This is a genomic window from Streptomyces sp. NPDC091682 (genome assembly GCF_044756625.1).
GTDB lineage: Bacteria > Actinomycetota > Actinomycetes > Streptomycetales > Streptomycetaceae > Streptomyces.
The window spans coordinates 121148-134710 of sequence record NZ_JBIVTH010000003.1; the positions used below are offsets into that span (position 1 = coordinate 121148).

Consider the following 13563-nt stretch of genomic DNA (forward strand, 5'->3'; position numbering starts at 1 on the left):
GGGGGGGGGGGGGCGCCCGGGCGCCGCGCGGGCGGGGGGGGGGGCCCCCCCCCCGCCGCCGTGTGCGTCCGGCGGGGGCCGGGTGTCAGTGCACGGGTACCGGGTCGGCCGCGGCCCCCGAGGCCGCGCCCTTCCTGGCGCCGAGGTGGTTGAAGGCCAGGTTGAGCAGGATGGCCACCACGCACCCGGTGCTGATGCCGGAGTCGAGGACGACCAGCAGGTCCTTCGGGAAGGCGTGGTAGAAGTCCGGCGCGGCGATCGGGATCAGGCCGATGCCCACGGAGGCGGCGACGATCAGGGCGTTCTCGCCCTTCTCCATGGCCGCCCCGGCCAGGGTCTGGATGCCGCTGGCCGCGACCGAGCCGAAGAGGACGATGCCGGCGCCGCCGAGGACCGGCAGCGGGACCACGCCGATGACGGAGGCCGCCATCGGGCACAGGCCGAGCAGGATGAGGATCCCGCCGCCCGCGGCGACGACGAAGCGGCTGCGCACCTTGGTCATGGCGACCAGCCCGATGTTCTGGGCGAAGGCGCTGCACATGAACCCGTTGAACAGCGGGCTGATCGCACTGCCGAGGGTGTCGGCGCGCAGCCCGCCCTCGATGGTCTTCGCGTCCGCCGGACGGCCCACGATCTTGCCCAGGGCCAGGATGTCGGCGGTGGACTCGGTCATGCAGACCAGCATGACGATGCACATCGAGACGATGGCGGCGACCTGGAACTGCGGGGCGCCGAAGTGGAAGGGGGTCGGGAAGCCGACCACCGAGGCGTTCTTGACGGCGTCGAAGCTGGTCATGCCGAGCGGGAGGGCGATGAGGGTGCCGGCGACCAGGCCGAGGAGGATGGATATCTGCTGGAGGAAGCCGCGCAGGAACTTGCGCATCAGCAGGACGATGACCAGGGTGGCGGCGGCCATGCCGATGTTCTGCACGGAGCCGTAGTCGGTGGCGGTGCGGTTCCCGCCCTGTGACCAGTTGAAGGCGACGGGCAGGAGCGAGACGCCGATGAGGGTGATGACCGTACCGGTCACGACCGGCGGGAAGAAGCGGACGAGTTTGCCGAAGTAGGGGGCGGCGAAGAAGCCGATGGCCCCGGCGACGATGATGGCGCCGAAGATGACGGGGACGGCGTTGTCCCCCTCCCCCTTGCCGATCGCGATCATCGGGGTCACGCCGGCGAAGGAAACGCCGTTGACGAAGGGGAGTTTGGCGCCGATCTTCCAGAACCCGAGAGTCTGGAGGAGGGTGGCGAGGCCTGCGGTGAAGAGCGAGGCGCCCATCAGGAAGGCCGTCTCGGTGGCGGAAAGCCCGACGGCCGGGCCCACGATCATGGGCGGGGCCACGACACCCGCGTACATGGCGGCCACGTGCTGGAGACCGCTCGTGAACATCTTCAGCGGAGGCAGGGTCTCATCGACCGGATGCTTCTCCTCCGGTACTGCGACTGCATCTGCATCTTTGCGAAACCTGGGCGCCTGGGCCACGGCTTCCTCCGTTCGGTTGAACACGCCGGCGGGGGCGTGGTGTCTTGGAGGTGGTGCGAAAGCGGTGCGAGTCGAGCCTTTGTTCGGTTGTGGTGGTGCGACTACTTGCCCCAAGGGGTGCGGAAACGATTCGCCCGATCATCGGTTCCGCGCTGCGGCCCAGCTCGGGAGCCGGCAGGAGCCGGATCCGAACGTGAGCCGGAGGTGCCGCGGCAGCGGCGCGGTGCGCGCTGGTTGCACGAGTCACCGCCCCCGGGGCGCCTGCGGATCTCCTCAGGCGCTACCCGGGAACGGCTGCCCACGGACCCCGCTCGGGTCCGCGGCCGCCGGCCGGGGGCCGTCCCCCCCGGCCGGACTCCGTGGGATCAGGCCTGCGCGGAGATCCGCGCGAGGCGCTGGGCCTCTTCCCGCGTGGACACCGCGATGGCGTCCTCGTCGGCGAAGAGCAGCCGGTTGTTCTCAACGATCTGCTTGCCGTTTACGAACGACGCGGTGACCGGGGCCGCCGCGCCGAAGACCAGCGCGGTGACCGGGTCGGCGATCGAGGAGTGCAGGAAGGTGTTCAGGTTCCACAGGACCAGGTCGGCGCACTTGCCGACTTCCAGCGAACCGATGTTGTCGGCACGGCCGAGGACCTGGGCGCCCCCGTACGTACCGAGGCGCAGGGCCTGGCGCGCGTTCAGGGCGCGCTCGCGGTGGACCGGGTTCAGTCGGTTGATCAGTAGCGCGTTGCGCAGCTCGGTGTGCAGCTCACCGGACTCGTTGGAGGCGGTGCCGTCCACGCCGAGGCCGACCGGGACACCGGCGGCCAGCATGTCCGGGACGCGGGCGATGCCGGCGGCCAGCCGGGCGTTGGAGGACGGGCAGTGCGCGACACCGGTCTTGGTGCGGGCGAACGCGGCGATGTCGGAGTCGTTCATGTGGACGCTGTGCGCCATCCACACGTCCTCGCCGAGCCAGCCGGTCGACTCGAAGTAGTCGGTCGGGCCCATGCCGAAGAGCTCGTGGCAGAACTTCTCTTCCTCGACGGTCTCGGAGCCGTGCGTGTGCATGCGCACGCCCAGGCGACGGGCCAGCTCGGCGCCCTGCTTCAGCAGCTCGGTGGAGACCGAGAAGGGGGAGCAGGGGGCGACGGCGACCTGGGTCATCGAGTCGAAGGAGGCGTCGTGGAACTTCTTGACGGTCGCCTCGGTGTCGGCGAGCGCGCCCTCGAGGGTCTCGACGGCGTGGTCCGGCGGCAGGCCGCCGTCCTTCTCGCTGCGGTCCATCGAGCCGCGGGCGAGGGTGAAGCGGACGCCCATCTCGGACGCGGCGCGGATGATCGAGCCGGACAGGTCGCCGGAGCCCTTGGGGAAGACGTAGTGGTGGTCCATCGCGGTGGTGACGCCGCCCTTGGCCATCGCGGCGAGGGAGCCCTGCGCGGCCGTGTACGTCATCTGCTCGTCGATGCGCGCCCACGTGGGGTACAGCGCGACCAGCCAGTTGAAGAGGTTGTGGTCGGTGGCCAGACCACGCGTGATCCACTGGTAGAAGTGGTGGTGGGTGTTGACCAGACCGGGGGTCACGAGGTGCCCGGTGCCGTCGATGCGGCGGACCACGTTGTCGAGGTTCTCGGGGGCCTTGCCCGCGCCGATGGACTCGATCCGGTTGCCGGCGATGACGATGTGACCCGAGGCGTACTCGGTGTCGTTCGCGTCGACGGTCGCGATCGCACAGTTCTCGATGACGATGCGCTCGACCGCGCTGTCATGGGCTGCCGATGCTGCCATGGGACTTCCTCGTGCTTTCAGTGGCGGTGCGGGCACGGCAAGGCCCAGGAGATTTGAGTGCCGGAGCCGGGGGCCTTGACAGCTGACAGTACTGCCGCCCCGTGTGATGCACCGGGTGCCGATTCAGGAGGCTCGGAGTGTCGCGCGGTCCCGGGGCCACTGCGGAGCCCCGGGACGCGCGTGCCGCGTCAGAGGTTAGTCATGTCCACGGGGATGCGGGCGTCGACGCCGTCCCGGAGAACAGTGGCCTCGATCAGACCGTACGGACGGTCCGCGGCGAAGTACACCTCGTTGTCGTTCTTGAGGCCGAAGGGCTCGAGGTCGACGAGGAAGTGGTGCTTGTTCGGGAGCGAGAAGCGGACCTCGTCGATCTCCGAACGGTGGTTGATGATGCGCGAACCCATCTGGTACAGGGTCTGCTGCAGCGACAGGGAGTAGGTCTCCGCGAAGGCCTGCAGCATGTGCTTGCGGACCTCGGCGTAGGACTTCTCCCAGTTGGGCATCCGCTGCTCGTCGTCCGACCAGTTGAAGCGCCAGCGGGCCGACACCTGGGTGGCCAGGATGCGGTCGTAGGCCTCCTTCAGCGTCGTGTACTTGTCCTTCACGTACCCCCAGAACTCGGAGTTCGTGGAGTTCATGACGACGAGGTCCTTGAGGCCGGAGATGACCTCCCAGTTCGTACCGTCGTACGTGATCTGGGTGACGCGGGTCTCCACGCCCTGGCGGACGAAGGAGTGGTTCACCTCGTCGGAGCCGATGAACTTGGAGTTGGCGTCCGAGGTGGCGATCCGGTCCCAGGCGTACTCCTCGATCCGGATGCGCGCGCGCTTGATCGGCTCCTGGCTGGTGACGAACCAGCGCGCCAGGTGGATGCCGAACTGCTCGGCGGACTCGATGCCGTACTCCTTGGCGAACGCGTACACCGTGTTCTTGGTGGTGTCGGTCGGAAGGCAGTTGGCGTTCGAGCCGGAGTAGTGGACGTCGTCCATGTCGCCGGAGAGGGCGACCGAGACGTTCAGGTCCTTGATGTGGTGCGTGTCGCCGTCCCGCGTGATCTTGACGACGCGGTTCTCTGCTTTGCCGTACTGGTTCTGGCCCAGAATCGTGGCCATGCTAGCTCCCTCGGTAAACGGAGTAGCCGAACGGGTTGAGCAGCAGCGGTACGTGGTAGTGCTCGCCCGGGTTCACCGCAAAGGTGATGGTGACCTCGGGGAAGAACGCACCGCTGTCCCTTACGCGGGGGGCGTCCTGCTGCGCCTCGGCTTGCTTCTTCTCGAAGTACGTCTCGGTCTCGAAATCGAGACGCACGTGTGTGGTGCCCTCCGGCAGCGCCGGCAGGTCCTTGCAGCGCCCGTCCGCATCCGTGGCGGAGCCGCCCAGGGCCGCCCACTCGCCGTGCAGACCCGTACGGGCCGACAGGGAGATGGCGACGCCCTCGGCGGGCTTGCCGATGCTGGTGTCCAGGATGTGCGTGGACACCGACGCAGTGGTCTCGGTGCTCATGGTCACGCTCCTTCTGCTTCTGCGCGTTCGACGAGGCGGGTGAGGCGGATCTTGTTGATCTTGACGAGCTCGCCGCGGGCGATCTCCCGCTCCTGCTCCGGCGAGTTGTCGATCCGGACCTTGACCGCGTCGCGCATGAACTCACCGGTCGCACCGGTGGCGCAGATGAGGAAGACGTGGCCGAACTTGTCCTGGTAGGCCAGGTTCAGTTCGAGGAGCTCGTTCTTGAGCTCCTCCGAGGCACCGGCCATGCCGCGCTGCTCGCGGGCGGAGGTCGGGTCCCCCGGCTTCGGCCGGCCGATCGGCGCGTGGCCTCCCATCGCTTCGCCCAGGTCGTCCGCGGTGAGCTCCGCCATGGCGGCTTCGTTCGCGGCGAACAGGGACTCTGCGGTGGCGAAGGGGCGCTGGGCGAGCATCTTGCTCCCCCACGCCGAACTGGCGCACACCTCGTGCAGCTCGGCCGTGGCCGCGCCGTCGTCCAAGGTGTTGAACCGGGTGAGACCCGGGGTCGGACTCGAAGTCACGGTAGGCCTCCGTGGCCTGTTGTTGCTTTGACGGGCTGCGCATAGCTAACGCCCTCGACAACACGGCGTCAACACTTTGTTGAAACTTCCCGTACACAAAAGCCGCCGCCCGGGTGAATTGGGCGGCGGCCGGTCACCGCGAGTCAGATGACGTTCACTCCTGGCTGGTCTTGCCGCCGCCCTTCGGGGTGCTGGAGTCCCTGTTCAAGTAGTTGTAGACGGTGAAGCGACTGACGCCCAGGGCGCCCGCGACCGTTTCCACGCCGTGCCGCACGGAGAAGGCGCCCCGCGCCTCCAGTATCCGCACGACGTCCTGCTTGGACTTCCGGTCGAGCTGCGCCAACGGCACGCCGTACCGGCGCTCCAGGGCGGCCAGGATGCGGTCCAGCGAGTCCGAGAGCTGCGGCAGGCGCACGGCCAGCAGGTCCTGACCCTCCCAGGTGAGCACGACGTCGTCGGGCTGCGCCAGGGCGGGGTCCATCAGCTCGCCGCCCATGGCGTCCACCAGCGGCTTGACCGCGGTGACGAAGGGATGGTCGCGGGGCTCGGTCACGACACGTCCTCCCCGATCACGTTGACCTGGAGCGAGACGCGCGTGGCGCCGGCTTCCAGGGACTCGCGCAGCAGCGCTCCCACCGCGGCCAGCACCCGGTCGGCCCCACCCTCGGCGGTGTTGCCGAACGGGCCGACGTCCACCGCGTCCAGCTGGGCCTTCTGGATGACCTCGCGGGCCGCCACGGCATGGGCAGGAGCCTCTTCCAGATCGAAGGGCTCGGTCGTGAACTCCACTCTCAATCGCACGTCGTCAAGCTACCCGGGCAGCAAGGGGCTGCGCGACAGCGCCTCCTCGAGGGGTGGTGGTCGGCCGACGGGCGGGGGCGATCCTTCGGGAGTCCGCACTTGACATCGACGCAGAACCCCATGCAGTCTTCCATCAAGCAGAAAATAACTTCCGCAATACGGAAGGAGCGCACACCCCTCATGGGATACACGGACCAGCGCTTCGATGTGAACCTGTCGATCCTCTTCACGGAACTCCCGCTCCTGGAGCGCCCCGCGGCCGCCGCCGCGGCGGGCTTCACGGCGGTCGAGCTGTGGTGGCCCTGGATCGAAACCCCCACCCCCGCACAGGAGGAGCTCGACGCCCTCAAGAAGGCTCTTGAGGACGCCGGCACCCAGCTGGTGGGACTGAACTTCTACGCCGGCCAGCTGCCGGGCCCGGACCGCGGCGCGGTGTCGGTGCCCGGTGCGGAGTCGGAGCGCTTCAACGCCAACATCAACGTGGCCGCGGACTTCGCGGCCTCGGTCGGCTGCAAGGCGCTGAACGCCCTCTACGGCAACCGCGTCGAAGGCGTGGAGCCGGCCGTCCAGGACGAGCTCGCCCTGGAGAACCTGGTCGTGGCGGCCCGGGCCGCGGACCGCGTCGGCGCGATCCTCCTGATCGAGACCCTCAACAAGCCCGAGTCGCCGCTCTACCCCCTGGTGAGCGCGCCGGCCGGCATCGAGGTCGTGGACAAGGTGAACGAGGCCACCGGCCTCGGCAACGCCAAGTTCCTGCTCGACCTGTACCACCTGGCGATGAACGATGAGGACCTCTCCGAGGTCATCGAAAAGTACGCCGCCAAGACCGGGCACGTCCAGATCGCGGACAAGCCCGGCCGCGGTGCCCCCGGCACCGGCGAGCTGCCCCTCGAGGAGCTGCTCGACCAGCTAAAGAAGGCCGGATACGAGGGCTACGTAGGCCTGGAGTACAAGGCCGCCGACGCTGCCGCTTCCTTCGCATGGCTGCCGGCCGAGGCCCGCGCCGCGAAGTAGGCGGACCAAGTCCGGGCGATCAGCCAGGCACCTCACGCACTTTTCGTACGAAGCATTAAGAGAAGGACCCTCATCATGAGCAACCTCCCCAAGATTGCCTGGATCGGCCTCGGAATCATGGGCTCCCCCATGGCCGAGAACCTCCTGAAGGCCGGCTACTCGGTCACCGGCTTCACCCTGGAGCAGGACAAGCTGGACCGCCTGGCCGCCGCCGGCGGCACCGCGGCCGGCTCGATCGCCGCGGCCGTGGCGGACGCCGACGTCATCATCACCATGGTGCCCGCCTCCCCGCAGGTCGAGGCCATCTCCTACGGCGAGAACGGCATCCTGGAGAACGCGAAGTCCGGCGCGCTGATCATCGACATGTCGTCGATCACCCCGCAGACCTCGATCGACCTCGCGAAGAACGCAGCCGCCAAGGGCATCCGCGTCATCGACGCGCCGGTGTCCGGCGGCGAGGCCGGCGCCATCGAGGCCGTCCTGTCGATCATGGTGGGTGGCGAGCAGGCCGACTTCGACGAGGCCCTGCCGATCCTCGAAGCCCTCGGCAAGGTCATCGTCCTGTGCGGTCCGCACGGCTCCGGCCAGACCGTGAAGGCCGCCAACCAGCTCATCGTCGCGGTGAACATCCAGGCGTGCGCCGAGGCCGTCGTCTTCCTCGAGAAGTCCGGCGTGAACCTCCAGGCCGCCCTGGACGTCCTCAACGGCGGTCTGGCCGGCTCCACGGTCCTGACCCGCAAGAAGGACAACTTCCTGAACCGCGACTTCAAGCCCGGCTTCCGGATCGACCTGCACCACAAGGACATGGGCATCGTCACCGACGCCGCCCGCAACGTCGGTGCGGCCCTGCCCGTCGGTGCGGTCGTCGCCCAGCTGGTCGCCTCCCTGCGCGCCCAGGGTGACGGCGGCCTCGACCACTCGGCCCTGCTCCGTGCCGTCGAGCGCCTCTCCGGCGCTCAGATCTGAGCACTCCCCCTCTCGCGGGGGCCCGAGTCTCCGGATGGCGCCGGTGCTGACACCTGTCCTGTCGCGCCCAAGCGCCGGCGCCGTCCGGATCACCACTCACCCTTCAACTTCGTTCAACAAACTGTTGACGTTTAGTTCTCGCCGAAATTAGGCTGTTCCGCATGACGGAAGACGCTTTCCGTCAGCAGTTACCCCGTACGGAAGGTCACCATGTCGAAGCGCACGCTGACGACCGAGTCCGGCGCCCCGGTCGCCGACAATCAGAACTCCGCCACCGCCGGCGTCGGTGGCCCGCTGCTGGTCCAGGACCAGCAGCTCCTGGAGAAGCTCGCCCGCTTCAACCGCGAGCGCATCCCGGAGCGCGTGGTGCACGCCCGCGGCTCGGCCGCGTACGGCTACTTCGAGGTGACCGACGACGTCACCGCGTACACCAGCGCCGCGTTCCTGAACACGGTCGGCAAGAAGACCGAGACCTTCCTGCGGTTCTCCACCGTCGCCGACTCCCTCGGCGGCGCGGACGCGGTCCGCGACCCGCGCGGCTTCGCGCTCAAGTTCTACACCGAAGAGGGCAACTACGACCTCGTCGGCAACAACACCCCGGTGTTCTTCATCAAGGACCCGATCAAGTTCCCCGACTTCATCCACTCCCAGAAGCGCGACCCCTTCACGGGCAAGCAGGAGCCGGACAACGTCTGGGACTTCTGGGCGCACGCCCCCGAGGCGACGCACCAGATCACCTGGCTCATGGGCGACCGCGGCATCCCGGCGTCGTACCGTCACATGAACGGCTACGGCTCCCACACGTACCAGTGGACGAACGAGCAGGGCGAGGCCTTCTTCGTCAAGTACCACTTCAAGACGAACCAGGGCATCCGCAGCCTCTCGGGCGAGCAGGCCGCCGAGCTCGTCGGCAAGGACGCGAACTCGCACCAGACCGACCTGCTGCAGGCCATCGAGCGCGGTGTGAACCCCTCGTGGACCCTGTACGTGCAGATCATGCCGGCCGCCGAGGCCGCGGACTACCGATTCAACCCGTTCGACCTCACCAAGGTGTGGCCGCACGCCGACTACCCGCTGCAGCGCGTGGGCCGTCTGGTCCTCGACCGCAACCCGGACAACGTCTTCGCCGAGGTCGAGCAGTCCGCCTTCTCCCCGAACAACTTCGTCCCGGGCATCACCGCCTCGCCGGACAAGATGCTCCAGGGCCGCCTCTTCGCGTACGCCGACGCCCAGCGCTACCGCCTCGGCGTGAACCACACCGTGCTGCCGGTCAACGCCCCGAAGGCGACGAAGGCCGACAACTACGGCCGCGACGGCGTCATGGCGCTGCGCAACGGCTCGCGCCACGACAAGAACTACGAGCCCAACTCGTACCGGGGTCCGGCCGAGACCGGTCTGGCGTTGGGCGCTCCGAAGGCCGTCTCCGGCTACACGGGCACCCACGAGGCCCCGGCCCACACCAAGGACGACGACTTCTTCCAGGCCGGTGAGCTCTACCGCCTGATGTCGGAGGCCGAGAAGCAGCGTCTGGTGGCGAACATCGCCGGCGGTCTGTCCCAGGTCACCCTGGAGGACGTCATCGAGAAGAACCTGGCTCACTTCCACGCCGCCGACGCCGACTACGGCAAGCGCGTCGAGGAGGCCGTCCGCGCCCTGCGCGACGCCTGAGCGGATATGGATGTACCGGGGGCCTGACGGGAGGTCAGGCCCCGGGTGCTGAGCCCGACCCGTGGACCCGGATGAGGGGTGGTGCGCGGTGAGGGCAGGACGAGGACCGTGGCGGGCGTGCGAGCCAGTGCGGTGGTAATGGGTTCCGAGGCCCGTCTCTTGACCTGAGGGAGACGGTGCCGGAGTTCTCGTCGCCCGCCCGCCACGGTCCCAGCCACACCTCTTCGTACGGGGGCCGCGCACAGAGCCCCCTGCACGCGGAGGTACCCACCTCCCCACACACTCCGCCCGGCGGTGCGAACGTCCTGTCGCGCCAGCCTCGCACCGTCGGGCGGTAACCAACCAGAGCGCCGAGTCACGGACGGTCCCGTGACTCGGCGCTTTGTCGTGCCGGCCCGGTCGTGCCGGCCCGGTCGTGCCGGCCCGGTCGTGCCGGCCCGCTACGGGCTTCCCGGCGGCACGAACGCAGGCCGCAGTGCGGGCGGCAGGTCGGACGTCCGGCCGAACACCAGGACGAGGTCCGGATTCATGAGGTCGTGTTCCGGCGTCGCGAGGAACCCCGCCGACAGCAGGAGCCCGATCAGCGCACCCTGCATGTGGAGTGCGATCGTTCCGGGCCGGCGGACGGCCGGTGCGTCACCGGGGCTTCCCGCGACGAGGGCGTCCAGGGCGGCCTGGGCCACGCCGGGGCCGCACCTCCATCCCACGGAGACGGCCGCCGAGCCCGTCTCGGCGTCGGCATCGACCATGACCACCGCACCCGCCCCGTCCGACCCGTCCGGGCCGTCGGGGCCGTCGGGGCCGTCCTCGCGGAAGGCGGGCAGGCCCGCGGTGCGCAGTGCCAGGACGACCTGGTCGGCCAGCTCGCTCCGGACGGCGAGGACCTGGTCGCTGGCGCGCGGATATCCGAATTCGGTCATGTCTCCCCCTCATCAGGCGCGGTCAGCTTCGCACGGGTGACGGGCCGCTCCCCTACCAGTCGGTGTCGGCACCGCGTTCGGTGTCCAGCGCCTCGCGGTCGAACAGCAGCGTCCCAAGAAAGAACAGCCCTCCCAGGACCAGCAGGCCGCCCACCACCACGACGGGGACCAGCGCCTCCCGCGGGGTCACGAGCACGAACAGCGCGAGCAGCGTCCAGACCAGCGCGCAGACCGCGACCGGCAGTTCGAGGCGTCCGAGGTCGAAGGCGCCCTCCCGGCGGCCCAGGCGGCGGCGTACGGCCAGGTAGAGCACGATCGTGGCCCCGTAGATGAGGGCAGGCAGGATCGTCGACGCCGTGATCAGCTCCAGCAGCGCCGCACCGGGCAGCGCCACCATCAGGACGAACCCGAGCGCGAGGATCAGCAGGGTCGCCGGGACCGGTGTCTGCGTACGGGGGTTCACCCGCCGCAGCAACCGGTGCCCGGGGAAGCGTGCGTCGCGCGACATCGCGTAGACGAGCCGCGAGCAGGAGACCATCACCACGATCCCGGCGCCGAAGAACGCGAACGAGATCGCGACCAGCAGCACCTTCTCGGCGGCCGGGCCCAGGTTCTCGCGCATGATCGCCGCGACCGGCGACCCGTCGGCGCTGATCCGCGGGACGTCCTCGATCGAGACGGTGAGCGCGATCAGGAAGAGCATGCCCAGGATTCCAGCGGCGACGACCGACCCCACGATCGCGCGCGGGACGCTGCGGTGGGGGTCCTTGGCCTCCTCGGCCAGGTTCGCGGCGGAGTCGAAGCCCACGAGGGTGGCGAGGCCCATGATCATCGCCAGCATCAGCCCGCCGCCGACCGCGAAGTAGTCGGGCGCGTGCGCGGCGACCCCGCGCGAGGTGAGGTTGCCCGTCGAACCGTCACCCGTGACGGCCACGGCGACGAAGAGGGCGATCGCCACCACCACGACGAGCGCCACTTCCAGCCCCACCGCAGCCGAGTTGATCCAGCTGACCAGACGCGTCGAGGCGATGGCGACGACGGCCTGGACGATCAGCACCGCCAACGTGATCATGCGCGCGGTGTCCTCGTTCTCGGCGATGCCGACGAGGGGCATGAACGCCTGGCTCGCCAGCGCGTTGTCGATCGCCAGCACGGCGATCGCCAGGTAGCAGAAGGTCAGCCAGCCGAACCACCAGCCGATTCTCGTGTTGGCCAACCGGGAGGCCCACTGGTAGGAGGAGCCGCTGAGCGGAATGCGAGCCGCGAACTGGGCGACCACCAGCGCCACCAAGGTCTGCCCCACCGCGGCGATCAGCCAGAGCCAGATCCCCACCGGCCCCGCGGTTCGGAGCACTTCGTCGTAGGTCCCGAAGACGCCGACCGCCACCGAGATGAAGGCGAACGAGATCGCGAACACCTGGAAGGAGCCCAGCGTGCGCTTCAGCTCCTGCCGGTAGCCCCCGAGCTCGACGCCCGCACCGTCACCGCCCCCACCGCTGCGGGCGCCGTCACGGCTGCCGCCCTGCTCACCCTGCCCGCCCGCCGAAACCCGCGCCACCCGGCCACCTCACTCTCCACCGGCCCTTCGCAGAGGCTGCGGGGCCCGCTCAGTGTCCTGCGCCGGGCCGCTCCACCCCGGCGACTGGCGGGCGACGCTCGCGGCGGAGCCCCGAACGGACGCGCCTCACGGGGCCGGTGGGCGCTGGTTGAATGGCCAGATGGATCTTCAAACCTTCCGGACGCTGCTGACGGACGAGGGCCAGAGCCTGTTGGCGGCCCTGCAAGAGGCCGGCCCGGAGGGTGGGCCGGAGTCCGCGGCGACGGCCGCCGTGCGACAGGGCCGGCCCGCCGCGTTGGTGGCGGCGGCCGAGGAGCAGGTGCGGTTGCGCGGGCTGGCCGCCGCGAAGTTCGGGGAGTTCGCCCCGCAGATGTACTTCACCCCCGACCTCGTCGAGCTCTCCTCCCACCTGACCGTGTCCGACTACAAGCTGCACCGCGTCCTGGACGAGGTGGGCGTGGTGCTGATCGAGGCGATATGCCTGGGCAGCAGCGCCGACGCCCTCGTGCTCAGCTGGTCGCACCACACGACGGCCTTCGACGCCGATCCGCTGACCGTGGAGATCGCCGCGGCCAACGCGCCGGTGGTGAACGACGGGATGTTCTTCCCCCAGTGCGAGGACGCCACCCGGTTCGGCAGCCAGGGCGAGGCCGTCTTCATCGACCTGGTGCGGCGTCCCGGGCCGGACGGGCGCCATGACCCCGAGTCGTACGATCTGCCGCTCTCCTGGGCGCTGGAGCGGGTACGCGAGACCGGCCTCGGTTGGATCCGGCTCGTGCCCGACCTCCCGCGCGGGGCCCTGCCGGGCCTCGGCCGGGCCGCCGAGGCCGAGTGGATCTCCTACGCCGGGGCCGTCCAGGAGCTGGTCCTGTGGTTCGGCCTGCACCACGAGCCCGCACCAGTCACCGTGCGCAAGGCCACCGTGCTGCCCGCCGGTGCCTCGCTCACCGCGCGCGGTCTGCCCGAGCCGTCCGTGCGGCCCCCGGGCCGCTACGTGTACGTGCCGGACCCTGCGGTGATCGGCGCGGGCCTGGTGGCCGAGGTCGCCGAGGACGTCACCGGCGGGCCCCTCGACGGCGGCGGCGCCCTCCTCACTTCCGACGAGCTGCGGCACACGCCGTTCGCCACGGCGTACGAGGTCGTCGAGGTGCCGGAGCACGCGCGGGAACCGGCGGGGTCGGTGAAGTTCGTCGTCGCCGGGGCGGACGGCCCCGTGACGCTGAGGGCCGTTCCCGTCCCCGCGCCCGTACCCGCCCGGTCTCGGGAGGCGCCCTGAGGGACCCGCGCCCCGTTCCCCGTAGGGGTGAAGCGAACGGCCCCCGCCCCTCCGGAAGGAGGGACGGGGGCCGTCGTCGTG

General features: G+C 69.7%; 13 protein-coding genes. 4 read left to right on the top strand and 9 right to left on the bottom strand.

What is annotated here, in order from left to right; all coding sequences use genetic code 11:
- Window positions 1-85: 85 nt before the first annotated feature.
- The 7 genes from ACIQK6_RS08595 to ACIQK6_RS08625 form a co-directional block, all read right to left on the bottom strand.
- Window positions 86-1483 (bottom strand): nucleobase:cation symporter-2 family protein, encoded by a 1398-nt coding sequence (locus ACIQK6_RS08595; protein WP_329097816.1) that lies wholly within the window; start codon window positions 1481-1483, stop codon window positions 86-88.
- 365 nt (window positions 1484-1848) lie between these two features.
- A complete protein-coding gene (locus ACIQK6_RS08600; RefSeq protein WP_329097818.1) occupies window positions 1849-3252 on the bottom strand; it encodes an 8-oxoguanine deaminase in 1404 nt (467 codons plus the stop codon).
- Between the two features lie 188 nt (window positions 3253-3440).
- Complete coding sequence (gene pucL, locus ACIQK6_RS08605; RefSeq protein WP_266606280.1) at window positions 3441-4364, bottom strand: factor-independent urate hydroxylase; 924 nt, start codon at window positions 4362-4364, stop codon at window positions 3441-3443.
- Window position 4365: 1 nt separating this feature from the next.
- On the bottom strand, window positions 4366-4755 hold the full coding sequence (uraH, locus tag ACIQK6_RS08610) for a hydroxyisourate hydrolase (RefSeq protein WP_327382449.1): 390 nt from the start codon (window positions 4753-4755) through the stop codon (window positions 4366-4368).
- A 2-nt stretch (window positions 4756-4757) separates the two neighbouring features.
- Window positions 4758-5279: a 2-oxo-4-hydroxy-4-carboxy-5-ureidoimidazoline decarboxylase gene (gene uraD / locus ACIQK6_RS08615; protein ID WP_329097821.1), complete on the bottom strand. Its 522-nt coding sequence runs from the start codon at window positions 5277-5279 to the stop codon at window positions 4758-4760.
- A gap of 154 nt (window positions 5280-5433) precedes the next feature.
- A complete protein-coding gene (locus ACIQK6_RS08620; protein ID WP_329097822.1) occupies window positions 5434-5832 on the bottom strand; it encodes a helix-turn-helix domain-containing protein in 399 nt (132 codons plus the stop codon).
- Window positions 5829-6080 (bottom strand): thiamine-binding protein, encoded by a 252-nt coding sequence (locus tag ACIQK6_RS08625; RefSeq protein ID WP_329097824.1) that lies wholly within the window; start codon window positions 6078-6080, stop codon window positions 5829-5831. Before ACIQK6_RS08625 ends, ACIQK6_RS08620 begins: the two co-directional genes overlap by 4 nt.
- A gap of 180 nt (window positions 6081-6260) precedes the next feature.
- Between ACIQK6_RS08625 and ACIQK6_RS08630 the strand changes: the two genes are divergently transcribed.
- The 3 genes from ACIQK6_RS08630 (at window position 6261) to ACIQK6_RS08640 (ending at window position 9728) form a co-directional block, all read left to right on the top strand.
- Entirely contained in the window at window positions 6261-7094 is an 834-nt protein-coding gene (locus ACIQK6_RS08630; RefSeq protein WP_030008880.1) for a TIM barrel protein, read from the top strand.
- Window positions 7095-7169: 75 nt separating this feature from the next.
- Complete coding sequence (locus tag ACIQK6_RS08635; protein WP_329097827.1) at window positions 7170-8060, top strand: 2-hydroxy-3-oxopropionate reductase; 891 nt, start codon at window positions 7170-7172, stop codon at window positions 8058-8060.
- Between the two features lie 210 nt (window positions 8061-8270).
- Window positions 8271-9728: a catalase gene (locus ACIQK6_RS08640; protein ID WP_402694563.1), complete on the top strand. Its 1458-nt coding sequence runs from the start codon at window positions 8271-8273 to the stop codon at window positions 9726-9728.
- A gap of 440 nt (window positions 9729-10168) precedes the next feature.
- Here ACIQK6_RS08640 and ACIQK6_RS08645 read toward each other — a convergent pair whose 3' ends face one another.
- A complete protein-coding gene (locus ACIQK6_RS08645; RefSeq protein ID WP_329097831.1) occupies window positions 10169-10648 on the bottom strand; it encodes a hypothetical protein in 480 nt (159 codons plus the stop codon).
- 52 nt (window positions 10649-10700) lie between these two features.
- Entirely contained in the window at window positions 10701-12206 is a 1506-nt protein-coding gene (locus ACIQK6_RS08650) for an amino acid permease (RefSeq protein ID WP_329097833.1), read from the bottom strand.
- 160 nt (window positions 12207-12366) lie between these two features.
- Here ACIQK6_RS08650 and ACIQK6_RS08655 point away from each other — a divergent pair, with 160 nt between their 5' ends.
- Window positions 12367-13482 (top strand): SAM-dependent methyltransferase, encoded by a 1116-nt coding sequence (locus ACIQK6_RS08655; RefSeq protein WP_329097835.1) that lies wholly within the window; start codon window positions 12367-12369, stop codon window positions 13480-13482.
- The last annotated feature ends 81 nt before the right edge of the window (window positions 13483-13563 follow it).

What these genes read in the sequence shown, in the direction of transcription:
- ACIQK6_RS08600 (WP_329097818.1), bottom strand. Translation starts at nt 3,252, where the DNA reads ATGGCAGCATCGGCAGCCCATGACAGCGCGGTCGAGCGCATCGTCATC.
- uraH (WP_327382449.1), bottom strand. Translation starts at nt 4,755, where the DNA reads ATGAGCACCGAGACCACTGCGTCGGTGTCCACGCACATCCTGGACACC.
- pucL (WP_266606280.1), bottom strand. Translation starts at nt 4,364, where the DNA reads ATGGCCACGATTCTGGGCCAGAACCAGTACGGCAAAGCAGAGAACCGC.
- ACIQK6_RS08655 (WP_329097835.1), top strand. Translation starts at nt 12,367, where the DNA reads ATGGATCTTCAAACCTTCCGGACGCTGCTGACGGACGAGGGCCAGAGC.
- ACIQK6_RS08630 (WP_030008880.1), top strand. Translation starts at nt 6,261, where the DNA reads ATGGGATACACGGACCAGCGCTTCGATGTGAACCTGTCGATCCTCTTC.
- ACIQK6_RS08645 (WP_329097831.1), bottom strand. Translation starts at nt 10,648, where the DNA reads ATGACCGAATTCGGATATCCGCGCGCCAGCGACCAGGTCCTCGCCGTC.
- ACIQK6_RS08635 (WP_329097827.1), top strand. Translation starts at nt 7,170, where the DNA reads ATGAGCAACCTCCCCAAGATTGCCTGGATCGGCCTCGGAATCATGGGC.
- ACIQK6_RS08640 (WP_402694563.1), top strand. Translation starts at nt 8,271, where the DNA reads ATGTCGAAGCGCACGCTGACGACCGAGTCCGGCGCCCCGGTCGCCGAC.